The organism is Mycolicibacterium sp. XJ2546 (assembly GCF_053483195.1).
Window position 1 is genome coordinate 241096 of the sequence record NZ_JBEFRW010000004.1, and the last position, 13371, is coordinate 254466.

Here is a 13371-nt window from a genome sequence, read left to right on the forward strand (position 1 = left end):
TGTGACGTTGCAAATTGACCTGGGCGGCCGCCGTGTCCTGATCACCGGCGCGGGGCAGGGCGTGGGCCGCGGGTTGGCGTACGCGTTCACCAAAGCCGGTGCCGAAGTGCTCGTCAACGACCTGCGTCCGGCACGCGCCGACGCGGTGGTCGACGAGTTACGTGAGGGCGGCGGCCGCGCCGCACCGGTGCCTTTTGATGTGACGGACTTCGACGAGGTCGCCAACGCAGTTGTCGCACAAGGTGATGTCGACGTCCTAGTGAACAACGCGGGCAACGCGGGCGCCGAGGGATTCGCCGGTCGGGGCCCGTTCGCCGAGTCCGAGCCCGCGGACTGGGAGGCGTACCTGCGGGTGAACCTGTACGGGGTTCTGCACTGCACCCGCGCGGTGCTGCCCGCGATGATCGCCAACAACTGGGGGCGCGTCATCACGATCGTCTCGGACGCGGGCCGCACGGGCGACGCCAACGGGGCGGCCTACGCGGCGTCGAAGGCCGGCGCAGCCGGATTCATCCGGTCCATCGCCGTCGAAAACGGGCGCTACGGCATCACGGCCAACAACATCGCGCTCGGCACGATGCGTACCCCGCTGACCGAGCCGTTGTGGGCCGAACACGCGGATTCCCCACAGGCCAAGGCGATTCTGCAAAACTATGCGATCCGTCGACCCGGCGATCCCGATGATCTCGCAGCGCTAGCGGTCTTACTCGGCAGCGAACACGGGTCGTGGATCACCGGGCAAACGATCCCCGTCAATGGCGGGTTCTCGTTCGCGATGTGAGCTGGGGCGCCAGGCTGTCGAGCAGGCCGCGTACCCGATGTTCGATCTCGTCGCGGATCAGCCGGACGGTCTCCACGGACTGGCCGGCAGGATCGGGTAATTCCCAGTTCTCGTAACGCTTTCCGGGGAAGTACGGGCACGTGTCTCCACAGCCCATCGTGACGACGACGTCGGCGGCCCGCACCGTGTCGTCGGTCCACGGTTTGGGATATTCCCGAGTGATGTCGATGCCGACCTCCGCCATTGCCTGAACCGCTGACGGGTTGATCTGATCCGCCGGTTCCGAGCCACCCGACCACGCCACGGCATGCTCGCCGGCGAGGTGGTTGAAGTAACCCAGCGCCATCTGCGAGCGCCCGGCGTTGTGCGTGCACAAGAACAGCACGGTGGGCCGCACGTCGGCGAGCAACCGGCGTCGCAACGCCAGCGACACATATACCAGCGCGACCAACACCGGAACCTCGATCAACGGACCCACCACGCCGGCCAACGCCTGCCCGGAGGTGGCGCCGAACGTGGCGATGGCCACTGCGATCGCCAACTCGAAGTTGTTGCCCGCGGCGGTGAACGCCAGCGCGGTGGTACGCGCATAGCCCAGCCGCAGCGCCGCGCCGAGCAGATACCCGCCGCCCCACATGATCGCAAAGTAGGCCAGCAGCGGTAACGCGATTCGTGCCACGTCGAGCGGACGGCTCGTGATTTGATCCCCCTGGAGCGCAAAGAGAATCACGATGGTGAACAGCAGCCCGTACAGCGCCCATGGCCCGATCTTCGGCAGGAACCGGGTTTCGTACCAGTCGCGGCCTTTGACGCGCTCGCCCGCGCGGCGCGATAGGTAACCGGCCAGCAGCGGGATTCCGAGGAAGATCAGCACCGACTTGGCGATCTGCCACGGGGAGGCGGTGATGGTCGTCTGCTCCAACCCGAGCCAGCCTGGCAGCACCGATAGGTAGAACCAGCCCAACACCGCGAACATGACGACCTGGAAGACGGAGTTCAGCGCGACGAGCACCGCCGCCGCTTCGCGGTCGCCGCACGCCAGATCGTTCCAGATGATAACCATTGCAATGCATCTCGCCAACCCGACGATGATCACGCCGGTGCGGTACTCCGGAAGGTCCGGCAGCAGCAGCCACGACAGCGCGAACATCAGCGCTGGCCCGAGCACCCAGTTGAGAAGCAGAGAACTCACCAGCAGCCGGCGGTCACCGGTCACGGTGTCGAGGCGGTCGTAGCGCACTTTCGCCAGCACCGGGTACATCATGACCAACAGTCCCAGCGCGATCGGTAGTGAAATGCCGTCCACCTGACCGGCTTCCAGCACGGTGTTGACCTCCGGCACCCAGCGTCCGAGGAGCAGGCCCGCCGCCATCGCGACGCCGATCCACACCGGCAGGAACCGGTCCAGCGTGGACAGTTTCCCGACGACCGGTGCCGTCGGCGCGGTCGAGGCCGTACTGCTCATGCGTCGACGGCGGTGGTGAGGTCGAAGAGCGCGGACAGGCTGTGCAGCGCTTCGGGGGCCACGGCGTAGTACACCCACGACGCGCGCCGCTGCGAGGTCAGCAGGCCGGCGTCGCGCAGCACTTTGAGGTGGTGCGACACCGTCGGCTGGGAGACGTCGATATCGGTCGTGATGTCGCACACGCACGCCTCGGCTCCGGCGTGGCTGGCGATCGCGCTGAACAGCCGCAACCGCGTCGGATCTGCCAGCGCCTTGAGCGTGACCGCCATTTGCGTGGCTTCCGCCGCCGACAGGGGTTCGCGTAGCAGAGGTGGGCCGGCACAGCGACTGTCGTCGGCGGATCGGGTTGAATTCGACATTCGTCGATATTGACAGATATCGAATCAGTAGGTCAAGCGGACAGCCGGTGACCAGAGAGCGCTGGACCCCTACACTGGCCTCGGCCGGACGGAGGGAGCGTGGTGGGAGCCATACCCGTCATCGCATTGACCGGCTATCTCGGCGCGGGCAAGACAACGCTGCTCAACCATGTTCTTCGCACCCCTGGCGCACGAATCGGCGTAGTCATCAACGACTTTGGTGAGCTCAACGTCGATGCCGCGCTGGTGACCGGGCAGGTCGACGAGCCCGAGTCGATCGCGGGCGGCTGCATCTGCTGTCTACCCGACGACGGTGGGCTCGACGAGGCGCTGGCCAAGCTTGCCGACCCTCGCCTCGGCCTCGATGCGATCATCGTCGAGGCCAGCGGCTTGGCCGACCCGGTGGCGATTTCCCGGATCATCCGGTTCAGCGGGGTCGATCGCATCCGCTCGGGCGGCATCGTCGACGTCATCGACGTCACCGCCCACTTCGACACCGTCGATGACGGCCAGACCCCACCTGCGCGGTACGGTGCGGCGTCTCTGGTCGTGGTCAACAAGCTCGACCAGATCCCGCCGGAGCGCCGCGACGACGTCCTCGACCGGATCGAACGACGTGTGCGCGAGCGCAATCCGGAGGTGCACCTCGTCGGCGCGATCGCCGGGCAGGTCGACCCGGCGTTGTTGTACGACGTCGCCGACGCCGGCGAGGACACCGGGCAGCTGTCCATTCGCGAACTGCTCGTCGCCGACGCACACCACCACGTTTCGGCCGACTCCGTCACCACGACCAGCGAGGGATGCCTCGACCCGGGCCCACTCGTCGACCTGCTCGAAAAACCGCCTGCCGGCGTGTACCGGCTCAAGGGCGTGGTCAGCGTGCGCTCGGGCGTGCGGGAGCGCAGCTACGTCGTAAACGTGGTCGGCACGTCGGTGCACATCGCGACCGCTCCGAAGCCGACAGGGGCCAACAGCTTGGTCGCCATCGGCGCCGGGTTCGATATCGACGACGTCCGCGCACGGATGGACGCCGCATTGCGGCCACACGACGGCCCGGTGCCCACTGCCGGACTTCGTCGGCTACAGCGCTACCGCCGGCTGAGTATCTGACCGCGCTTTGTCGGACCCCTCGTCTATTGTTTCGAACATAGGTTCGATAGAGGAGGTGACGATGCTCGGCGCGGATGACGTGGCGGCGCGGTTGTCCCGCCTGCATGCCGCGGTGGCAGAGCTAGCCGAACTGCCCTTCGACGACCTGGCCCCTGAGGTGCTCGATGCGGTGCTGTGTGAGGTGGAGTCGGCTCAGCGCAAGCTGACCACCGTGGGCTATGACGCCGTCAACGGATTGCGCGCCCAGTGGCCGACGCGGGTGAGCAAGCTGCGCACGCACCTGGCCAACCTGCTGCACCTGTCGGCCGCCGACGCCGGGGCGCGGATTGCGGTGGCCGCCGATCTGCACGCGACCGAGCCCACCCTGCCCGAGACCGCCGTCGCCGCCCGGCACGCCCTGATCAGCGCCGACCACGTCAAGATCATCCGCGACACCATCACCAAACTGCCGAACAACGCCACCGACGCCGACCGGGCCCGCTTCGATTTGGAGTTGACCGGTGTCGCCGTGGCTGAGCGCCCTGAAAACCTGCGCCGCGACGCTGCGCTGCTGCTCGCTGAATACGACGCGACCCATGCCGACCCGGTCAGCAGAGAACAGAGCCGCAAAGCCCGCAGCGAGTTCGTCATGGGCCCCCAGGACGCCGACGGGATGACCCGGGGCCGGTTCTGCTTTGACCCCGAGGCCCGCGCCTACGTGGAGATCCTGCTGGCCAAACTCGCCCGCCCCGGCATGTGCAACCCCGCGGACCCGTCACCGGCTGTCGATGGTGAGCCCGACCCCGCCGCCGCCGCCACCGACACCCGCACCACCGGCCAACGCAACCACGACGCCATCAAAGCCGGACTGCGCGCTCTGCTGGCCTCGGGAGAACTCGGCCAACACCGCGGCCTGCCCGTCACCGCCATCGTCACCATGACCCTGCAGCAGCTGGAAGCCGCCGCCGGGGTGGCGATGACCGGCGGCGGCTCCACCGTGCCCATGGAAGTGGCGCTGCGCATGGCCGCCCACGCCCACCACTACCTCTACATCTACGACCAGAACTGCGGGCGCCCGCTGTTTTTGGGCCGCTCCAAACGTCTGGCCTCCGCCGATCAACGCATCGTGCTGCACGCGACCGACGCCGGCTGCACCATGCCCGACTGCGACCAGCCCGGCTACCACGCCGACGTCCATCACGTCATCCAATGGAACGCCGAAGGCACCACCGACATCGACCGCCTCACCATGGTCTGCGGCACCGACCACGCCAACACCGGACCCACCGACGAACAATGGCAAGCCCGCCGCCGCTACGACGAACAATCCCTCGGCCAAACGCTTTGGTACCCACCGAAATCCGTCGACTCCAGCCGACAGCCCAGGGCCAACCGATACCACCGAAGACCCCAGCCGCCGCCGGACAAACCGGACGCCGCGTAGCCCGCGGCCATGCGAAAACGCCGCGATGGCCGCGGCGGTATAAGAGGCGGCGTCAGCGCCAGAACAGGTGGTGCACTATGCCGCTCGGGCTGGGCACGGCCTCGTGGTGGTACCGGTCAGACAATTCCTCGGGTGATTCCCACAGCCGTGATCCCGCACCCAGTTCCACCTGTGACGACACCGCGACGTGGAGGGTGTCGACCAGGTCGGCGTCGAGGAACTGGCGGATGACCGTCGCCCCGCCCCCGAGTCGTACGTCCTTGCCTTGGGCAGCCTGACGTGCCCGCTCGAGAACCGTGGCCGGGTCGGCATTGATGAAATGAAATGTAGTGTCCGACAGGGTGAACGACGGGCGCTCGTAGTGCGTCATCACGAACACCGGGGTGTGAAACGGCGGCTGGTCGCCCCACCAACCCTGCCATTCGTGGTCGCTCCATGGGCCGCGCTGTGGTCCGAACTTGTTTCGGCCCATGATCTCGGCTCCGATGTTGTGGGCGAAGTCGCGGGTGAAGTAGTCGTCGAGTCCGCGACTCCCACCCGGATCGGTGCGGTTCGGCCAGCTCGCCGTCGCTCCGGCCCACGCGAACATGTCGCCGGGGTCGGCGTGACCGAACGGACGCTCGAAGCTCTGGTTCTCGCCGGCGCCGAAACCGTCGCGCGAGACGTTGAAGTTCTGGACTCTGAGCAGTTGGCCCACGGGCTCCTCCTGGTTGGTAACCGATCCACTGATTGGACTCGCTGGCCGCGCAAAACTCACCGCCGGCGCGGTCTGGTTCACCGGTCTCGGCCTCGGGCGCGCCGGCTCGCCAACCTGTTCGCCACCGCGTCGACCTCGCGGGTACTCGCTGGCGCGGAACTGACACAATCATGCCTCGAAAGGGGTATGTCTCGTCCATGACCACATCCACCAAATCGGTGTTCATCACCGGAGCCGCCGCGGGCATCGGCCGCGCGACCGCGCTCACCTTCGCCCGGAAGGGCTTCACCGTCGGCGCCTACGATATCGACGAGGTCGGGCTCAAGTCGCTCGCCGACGAGGTCGAGCAGCTCGGCGCGAAGGCGGTCGTCGGGCACCTCGACGTCACCGACGCCGACGAAATGACTCAGCGGGTCAACGAATTCGCAGCGGCCACCGGCGGTCGCCTCGACGTGATGATCAACAACGCCGGCATCCTGCTGGCGGGCCGATTCGAAGACCGCGACGTCCGCCAGCACCACAAGGAAATCGACATCAACGCCAAAGGCGTCGTCAACGGCCTGCACGCGGCCTTCCCCTACCTGCGCGACACCCCCGACTCCGTCGTGGTCAACCTGTCCTCCGCGTCGGCGATCTACGGGCAGGCCGAACTCGCCAACTACAGCGCGACCAAGTTCTTTGTCCGCGGCATCACCGAAGCGCTCGACATCGAATGGCGCCATTACGGCATCCGCGTCATCGCCATCTGGCCGCTGTACGTACAGACCGCGATGACCGACAACATCAAGACCGGCACCACCGACTCACTCGGAATCCGGCTGACCGCCCAGGACGTCGCCGACGCCATCGACAAGGCGATCGAACCGTCCGCTCTGCGCCGCGCCCTCAATCAGGTGCACTTCCCCGTCGGCGCGCAGACCAAGGCGCTCACCGTCGGTTCGCGATTCTCCCCGGCGTGGCTGACGCGGTTGATCAACAAACGATTGGCCCACCAGTGACGTTTCGGATGACCGTCGAAGACGTGTTCGTCATCCGTAACCGCGGGGTCGTCGCGACCGGCAGGGTGCAGGCCGGCACGCTTCGGGTCGGCGACACCATCTCCATCAACGGCGGTCACACCGTCACGGTCGACGCCATCGAGAAGTTCCGCAAACAACGCGACGAGGCAACCGCCGGCGAGAACGTCGGCGTGCTGATCAAGAGCATCGACAAAGACCAGATCAACCGTGGCGACGTCATCACCTCCACAGGCGAGGCCGCAACGCTCGACGGCACCCACGTGATCCTGTGAGGAACCGCAAGTGTTTCAGAGCATTTCGAGTTCGATCGGCAGGTCGTCGGCCGGCGTGGGCCCGGTGCCCCAGGTGAGCGGGACACGGTAGCCGTCCGGGACGCTCCACCGGAACCGGCGCAACAGCTTGTGCATGACCGTTTTGACCGTCATGTCGGCGAACTGCTGACCGATGCACTTGTGGGCTCCGCCGCCGAAGGGCGCGAAGGCATATCGGTGCACCGCCGCACGGTTGGCCGCGTCGGTGAACCGCGACGGGTCGAAGGTGTCGGGGTCAGGCCACCAGTCGGCCAACCTCATCGACGCGTGCACGCTGATCGCGATCTGGCTGTGCCGGGGAATGAAGTGCCCGCATATCTCGGTGTCGCGGACCGCCTGGCGGAACAGGGAACCCGCGGGCGCGTACATGCGCAGCGCTTCCCTGAACCCGCAGTCCAGTAGCGGATAGGCCTCGAGGTCCGCGAGGGTAGGTATGTCGATCGGCTGGTTGACGGCCTCTTCGCGAAGCAGGTCCTGCCAGTAGTGGTTTCGGCCAAGCTCGTAAACCAGCATCGACAAGGAGATAGCCGTCGTATCGTGAGCGGCCATCAACAGGAAGATCATGTGGTTGACGATGTCGGCGTCCGAGAAGCGTTGGCCGTCATCGGATTCGCTGCGGCACAGCATCGAGAACAGGTCGGTGCCGTCGCCTCGGCGGCGGTCGGCGATCTGCGCACCGAAGTAGCGCTCCAGGCGTTCTCGCGCCCGCAGTCCGCGGGCCCACGTCCCACCCGGCACGTCCGCGCGCACGATCGCTTGACCGCCGTGCACGGTGCGGTGGAAGTCCTCGATTAGTTGATCGGACTCCGCGCCGAGTTTCGTTCCGACGAACACCTCGGCGGCCTGTTGCAGCAGCAGTTGCTTGATCGACGGATACATCGGGAACTTCGACGACGGGCGCCATGCCGGAAGCGCGCGGTCGACGCCGTCGGCGGTGCTGGCCAGATAGGTGTTGAGGGCGGTGCGGGTGAAGGCCTGCTGCATGATTCGCCGATGATCGAGGTGTTCCTCGAAGTCCAACAGCATGAGGCCGCGGTGAAAGAACGGGCCGATCACCGGTTGCCAACCCCGGGTGCTCGACAGCGCCTTGTCCCGGTTGACCCACGCCGCCTCGAGCGCTTCGGGCCCCATCAGCGCGACGACGCGAAACCCGACCCCGCCGGCCCACGACACCGGACCGTATTTCGCGTACCGGCGCCGCGCGAACTCCAACGGGTCCACGAGGGTGGCCAGGACGTGCCCGAGGTACGGAGCACCGTAGTTGCCCATCACCGGCGCAAGGCCTGATCCGGGCGGTGGTGTGGCCAGGGGACGATCCGGGCTGGGCCACCGGTCTGCCAACGTCGCACCGAACCGCTGGAGCCATCCCTGGACCTGCTGTCGCGCCTCGGTCAGCGAGGTCGGCGGCGCGACCGCGTCCACGAGGTTGATCATCGGTCGATCCCTTCGTTGACTATCTGGTACGTAACCGTGCCAGTTTCGCTGAAGCGCTGTCAACGGTGCGGTTCCCGTGTCGGGCGACGAGTGCGACGATCGAGCCATGGCCTCGTCACCGCGCAGCTACGGCGGAGTTTCCGGCGCGGAACGCCAGCGGCAACGACGGTCGCGGCTGCTCGACGCCGCACTGGACGTGATGGGTCGCGACGAGTGGCGCGACATCACCGTCGAGCGGCTGTGCGCGGACGCAGGACTGAACAAGCGCTACTTCTACGAGAGCTTCAGCGAGGTCGACGCCGTGGCAGGCGCGGTGATCGACGACATTGCCACGGCGGTACGCGACGCCACCCTGAAGGCATTCCTCGACAATCACGCGGAAAGCCTTGAGCGACAGGCCTTCGCGGTTGTCGAGGCGCTGGTGCACAACCTTGTCGACGATCCGCGCCGCGCCCGGGTGCTGTTGGGCGACGTGGCTGCGACACACGCGCTGCGCGAGCACCGTGCAACGGTGATGCACAGCCTCACTGCGGTGTTGATCGACCATGCGCGCACCGTGCACGGTGTCGAGCTCAAACACGACCCGCTCGCGCGGCTCGCACCGGCGTTCGTGGTCGGCGGCACCGCCGACGCAATCCTGGCGTTCGTCAACGGCACCGTGACGATCACCGTCGACGAACTCGTCGCCGAACTCACCTCGTTGTGGCTGATCACCGGTGACGGTGCGGCCGCCGTCGCGCGAGCGCGCCTGCGCGACGATCGCGGATGAGGCGATACTCTCGCCGGGTGCCTGCTGCGTTGTCCCGGCGGAGTTTCCTGGCGCTGACGGCCGGGACGGTTGCGCTGGCCGCCGCGTGCGGATCCGAGCGGCCCGGTACCGTCGCCGACGATGGCTCGGTGACCGTCAAGCACGTGTTCGGCGAGACCAGAATCCCCGCGCCGCCCACCCACGTCGTCAGCGCCGGCCTCACCGGACAGGACCACCTGTTGGCTCTCGGTGTCGTGCCGATCGCGGTGACCGACTGGTTCGGTGGCGAACCGTATGCCGTATGGCCCTGGGCGCAACCCAGACTCGGCGGCGCGCAGCCGGTGGTGCTCAACCTCGCCGACGGCATCCAGGTCGCCCAGATCGCGTCGTTGAACCCCGACCTGATTGTCGCGACCAACGCCGGCCTGGACGCCGACACCTTTGCGCGGCTGTCTGAGGTCGCGCCGACCGTCGCGCAGAGTGGCGAAGACGCGTTCTTCGAGCCGTGGAAAAAGCAGGCCACCACCATTGGCCAGGCGGTGTACAAATACGACGAGATGCAGGCGCTGATCGCCGGCATCGACGAACGGTTCACTGCGATCGGCGCCGACAATCCGCAGTTCACCGGTAAGAAGACCGTGCTGTTGCACGGCCTTCTCGACGAGGGCCGGCCACAACCGTTGACGCCGCCATGGCGCACCGAATTTCTCACCCAGATGGGGTTCGTCGTCACCGACGACCCCGACGCGGCCGACGTGCTGATCTGGTGCACTGAAAGCGACGAGCAACAGGCGGCGCTGCTGGCCGACCCCGAAATCGCTGAGCACGGCAGACGCAATGTGTTCACCGGCAAGGAACTCGCGGGGGCGATCGCGTTCGCGTCGCCGCTGTCCTATCCCGTGCTGGCCGACCAGCTGCCACCTCGTCTGATGCGGGTGCTGGCCTGACAAGATAACCGGGTGACCGGCACCGGCGAGCTCGAGCACCGCGGCTTCGCGAAAACGGGCTCCGCCTACTATCCGACGCTTGTCGCGGTGTTCACCGGGCTGGTGCTGATCTCCAACGTCGCAGCGACCAAGGGCATCGAGTTCGGTCCGATCATCGGCGACTGGTCGCTGATCACCGACGGCGGGTTCGTCGTCTTTCCGCTGACCTACGTGATCGGTGATGTGCTGTCGGAGGTGTATGGGTTCGCGGCCACCCGGCGGGCCATCTATATCGCGTTCGTGATGGAGGCGATCGCCGCCGTCACGTTTTGGCTCACCGCCTACCTACCCGCCGCGGACTTCTACCCGAACCAGGCCGCTTTCGAGGCGGTCGTCAAACCATTCACCCAACTGGTCATCGCCGGGCTGGCCGGCTTCATCGTCGGCCAGACCCTCAACGCGTGGGTGGTCGTGCGGATCAAGACCCGCTTCGGGGAGAAGCATCTGTGGGCTCGCCTGATCGGTTCGACGATCGTCGGGGAGTTTGCTGACACCTTGGTGTTCTGTAGCATCGCCGCGGCAGCGATCGGAATCAACACCTGGGACGACTTCGCCACCTATGTGGCGTTGGGCTGGGTGTACAAGACCGCCGTCGAAGTGCTGGTGTTGCCCGTGACGTACCGGGTGATCGGATTCATCAAGCGCCGCGAGCCGACGTATCAGCCCGCCGTTTGAGGCTTCGATAAGGCTCCTCTGGCAAGGCTCATAGAGCGCGAGCATTCGTTGCTACTCGCGGGTAGGTTCGGGGCATGAGCATGACAGCCGACGTGATGGGAGCCGGCGTTCTCGGCACCGTCCATGACTACGGTGACCAAGCGCTGCTGCTCGAGTTCGACCGCACTACTGACGTCTTGGCGTGGACCGAGGCGATCCGGCGCGCCGATCTGCTCGGTGTGCTCGACATCGTTCCGGCATCGCGCACCGTGTTGATCAAACTGGCCGGGCCCCGCTATCAGGCACCGACCCGTCAGCGCCTGGCCAAGATCCAAGTCACCCCCGACATCGTGGCGGACCTGACCCAGCCGACCGGCGCCGACGTCGAGATCGAGGTCATCTACGACGGGCCCGACCTCGACGAGGTGTCCCGGCTGACCGGGCTGGCCACCGATCAGATCGTCGCCGCGCACACCGCGACCCCGTGGCGGGTCGGATTCGGCGGTTTCGCACCGGGTTTCGCGTACCTCGTGGGCGGCGATCCGCGCCTGGAGGTACCTCGGCGCGCGGAACCGCGCACCAAGGTGCCCGTCGGCGCGGTGGGTCTGGCCGGTGAGTTCAGCGGTATCTACCCCCGCGAATCGCCCGGCGGCTGGCAATTGATCGGCCGGACCGGAACGGTGCTCTGGGACGTCGAAAGGGAGCAGCCGGCGCTGCTGACGCCAGGCATGACAGTGCGATTCCGGGCGGTCGGCTAGGAGGAGCCATGGCGACACTGGAGATCCTGCGACCTGGACCACTGGCGTTGATCGAAGACCTGGGCCGTCCCGGCCTGGCGCACATGGGGGTGGGCCGCTCCGGCGCTGCCGACCGGCGCTCTCACATGCTGGCCAACCGACTGGTCGCCAACCCCGACGACCGCGCCACCATCGAGGTGACGTTCGGCGGCTTTTCGGCACGGGTTCGCGACTCAAGCAGGGAAGGCATCGCGATCGCGGTCACCGGCGCCGACACCGACCCCGCGGTGAACGGGGTTCCGTTCGGCACCAACAGCGTTCACTATGCCCGTGACGGTGAGGTCATCTCGCTCGGGGCGCCCCGTTCGGGCTTGCGGACGTATCTGGCGGTGCGCGGCGGCATCGACGTGAAACCGGTGCTCGGCTCGCGGTCCTACGACGTCATGTCGGCGATCGGGCCGCTGCCGCTCAAAGCCGGTGACGTCGTACCGATCGGCGCGCAGTCCGAGGAGTTTCCCGAGCTCGACCAGGCGCCGGTGGCTGCCATCGAGGACGACGTGCTGGAGTTGACGGTCGTGCCCGGCCCGCGCGACGACTGGTTCGTCGACCCCGACGTGCTGATGCGCACCAACTGGCTCGTCACCAACAAGAGCGACCGGGTCGGCACCCGGCTGGTCGGTATGCCGCTGGAGTACCGCCAGCCCGGCGTACAGTTGCCCAGCGACGGTGCGAACCGCGGTGCAATTCAGGTGCCGCCCAACGGATTTCCGGTGATCCTCGGGCCTGATCACCCGGTCACGGGCGGATACCCGGTGATCGGGGTGCTGACCGACGAGGACATCGACAAGATGGCCCAGATCCGCCCGGGGCAGACGGTGCGGATGCGGTGGTCGCGTCCGCGGCAGCCGTTCGCGGCCTGATCCCGCGGCCACGGCCACCTGCTCGCCGGAGTCGACGCATAATGTCGGCCGATCCTGGTAGAACGGCAGTGTGCACCCACAGGTCTTCACCCCTCCTCACGTGCGCGGCGTTCACAGCGCACGCCTGATCCACACCGCCGATCTCGACCCGGAGACCCGCGAGGATGCGCGCCGGATGGTGATGGAGGCCTTCGGCGGTGAGTTCACCGACGCAGACTGGGAACACACCCTCGGCGGCATGCATGCCGTGATCTCCGATCACGGTGCCGTCATCGCGCACGGGGCGGTGGTTCAGCGCAGCCTTCTGTACCGCGACACCGCGCTGCGCTGCGGCTACGTCGAGGGCGTCGCCGTGCGCGAGGACTGGCGCGGCCAAGGATTGGCCCAAGCAGTGATGGATGCCCTGGAACAGGTGCTTCGCGGCGCCTATCAACTCGGCGCGCTGAGCGTCACCGAGGAAGGCCGGCGCATCTACATGGCGCGGGGGTGGGTGCCATGGCAGGGGCCGACATCAGTGCTGGCGCCCGACGGCGTTACCCGCACCCCCGACGACGACCACGCGTTGTTCGTGCTGCCGACCGGCTTACCGAAGAGCCTAGAACTCGATCCGACCGCCGAGATCACCTGTGATTGGCGCGACGGCGACGTCTGGTGAGCGGCGTCACCCGCGGTCGATACGTCGGGGCAATGGTCAATTAACCGCTCGGAAACATGAACTGAATACACA

15 protein-coding genes are annotated in these 13371 nt (G+C 66.9%); 11 read left to right on the top strand and 4 right to left on the bottom strand.

Features of this window, described 5'->3' with window-relative positions:
• The first annotated feature begins 1 nt into the window (after position 1).
• Entirely contained in the window at positions 2 to 781 is a 780-nt protein-coding gene (locus tag ABQE44_RS10110) for an SDR family NAD(P)-dependent oxidoreductase (RefSeq protein ID WP_448429495.1), read from the top strand.
• Here the strand turns inward: ABQE44_RS10110 and arsB are convergent.
• The gene (arsB, locus tag ABQE44_RS10115) at positions 753 to 2246 is read right to left on the bottom strand and encodes an ACR3 family arsenite efflux transporter (protein WP_448392574.1); all 1494 of its coding nucleotides are present in this window, start codon (positions 2244 to 2246) and stop codon (positions 753 to 755) included. The genes ABQE44_RS10110 and arsB overlap by 29 nt on opposite strands.
• The gene (locus ABQE44_RS10120) at positions 2243 to 2605 is read right to left on the bottom strand and encodes an ArsR/SmtB family transcription factor (protein WP_448429497.1); all 363 of its coding nucleotides are present in this window, start codon (positions 2603 to 2605) and stop codon (positions 2243 to 2245) included. Before ABQE44_RS10120 ends, arsB begins: the two co-directional genes overlap by 4 nt.
• A gap of 102 nt (positions 2606 to 2707) precedes the next feature.
• Here ABQE44_RS10120 and ABQE44_RS10125 point away from each other — a divergent pair, with 102 nt between their 5' ends.
• Complete coding sequence (locus ABQE44_RS10125) at positions 2708 to 3715, top strand: CobW family GTP-binding protein (protein ID WP_448429585.1); 1008 nt, start codon at positions 2708 to 2710, stop codon at positions 3713 to 3715.
• Positions 3716 to 3776: 61 nt separating this feature from the next.
• On the top strand, positions 3777 to 5138 hold the full coding sequence (locus tag ABQE44_RS10130) for an HNH endonuclease signature motif containing protein (protein ID WP_448429499.1): 1362 nt from the start codon (positions 3777 to 3779) through the stop codon (positions 5136 to 5138).
• Positions 5139 to 5190: 52 nt separating this feature from the next.
• On the opposite strand, the gene ABQE44_RS10135 is transcribed toward ABQE44_RS10130, so the two are convergent.
• Complete coding sequence (locus tag ABQE44_RS10135; protein WP_448392578.1) at positions 5191 to 5835, bottom strand: dihydrofolate reductase family protein; 645 nt, start codon at positions 5833 to 5835, stop codon at positions 5191 to 5193.
• 197 nt (positions 5836 to 6032) lie between these two features.
• On the opposite strand from ABQE44_RS10135, the gene ABQE44_RS10140 reads away from it, so the two are divergent.
• Both ABQE44_RS10140 and ABQE44_RS10145 read left to right on the top strand, forming a co-directional pair.
• Entirely contained in the window at positions 6033 to 6833 is an 801-nt protein-coding gene (locus ABQE44_RS10140) for an SDR family oxidoreductase (protein WP_448429501.1), read from the top strand.
• Between the two features lie 8 nt (positions 6834 to 6841).
• Positions 6842 to 7126 (top strand): EF-Tu/IF-2/RF-3 family GTPase, encoded by a 285-nt coding sequence (locus ABQE44_RS10145; RefSeq protein WP_448429503.1) that lies wholly within the window; start codon positions 6842 to 6844, stop codon positions 7124 to 7126.
• Between the two features lie 15 nt (positions 7127 to 7141).
• On the opposite strand, the gene ABQE44_RS10150 is transcribed toward ABQE44_RS10145, so the two are convergent.
• On the bottom strand, positions 7142 to 8599 hold the full coding sequence (locus ABQE44_RS10150) for a cytochrome P450 (protein ID WP_448429505.1): 1458 nt from the start codon (positions 8597 to 8599) through the stop codon (positions 7142 to 7144).
• A 106-nt stretch (positions 8600 to 8705) separates the two neighbouring features.
• Between ABQE44_RS10150 and ABQE44_RS10155 the strand changes: the two genes are divergently transcribed.
• From ABQE44_RS10155 to ABQE44_RS10180, 6 genes are all read left to right on the top strand, one after another.
• Positions 8706 to 9368, top strand: a complete 663-nt coding sequence (locus ABQE44_RS10155) for a TetR/AcrR family transcriptional regulator (RefSeq protein ID WP_448429508.1) — start codon at positions 8706 to 8708, stop codon at positions 9366 to 9368.
• 17 nt (positions 9369 to 9385) lie between these two features.
• Complete coding sequence (locus tag ABQE44_RS10160) at positions 9386 to 10294, top strand: ABC transporter substrate-binding protein (protein WP_448429510.1); 909 nt, start codon at positions 9386 to 9388, stop codon at positions 10292 to 10294.
• 12 nt (positions 10295 to 10306) lie between these two features.
• Complete coding sequence (locus ABQE44_RS10165) at positions 10307 to 11008, top strand: queuosine precursor transporter (protein WP_448429512.1); 702 nt, start codon at positions 10307 to 10309, stop codon at positions 11006 to 11008.
• Between the two features lie 74 nt (positions 11009 to 11082).
• Positions 11083 to 11745: a 5-oxoprolinase subunit B family protein gene (locus ABQE44_RS10170; protein WP_448429514.1), complete on the top strand. Its 663-nt coding sequence runs from the start codon at positions 11083 to 11085 to the stop codon at positions 11743 to 11745.
• Positions 11746 to 11753: 8 nt separating this feature from the next.
• Positions 11754 to 12644 carry a 5-oxoprolinase/urea amidolyase family protein gene (locus ABQE44_RS10175; protein WP_448429516.1) on the top strand — a complete coding sequence of 297 codons (891 nt, stop codon included), beginning with the start codon at positions 11754 to 11756 and terminating at the stop codon, positions 12642 to 12644.
• A 100-nt stretch (positions 12645 to 12744) separates the two neighbouring features.
• Complete coding sequence (locus ABQE44_RS10180; protein ID WP_448392696.1) at positions 12745 to 13299, top strand: GNAT family N-acetyltransferase; 555 nt, start codon at positions 12745 to 12747, stop codon at positions 13297 to 13299.
• Positions 13300 to 13371: the final 72 nt, after the last annotated feature.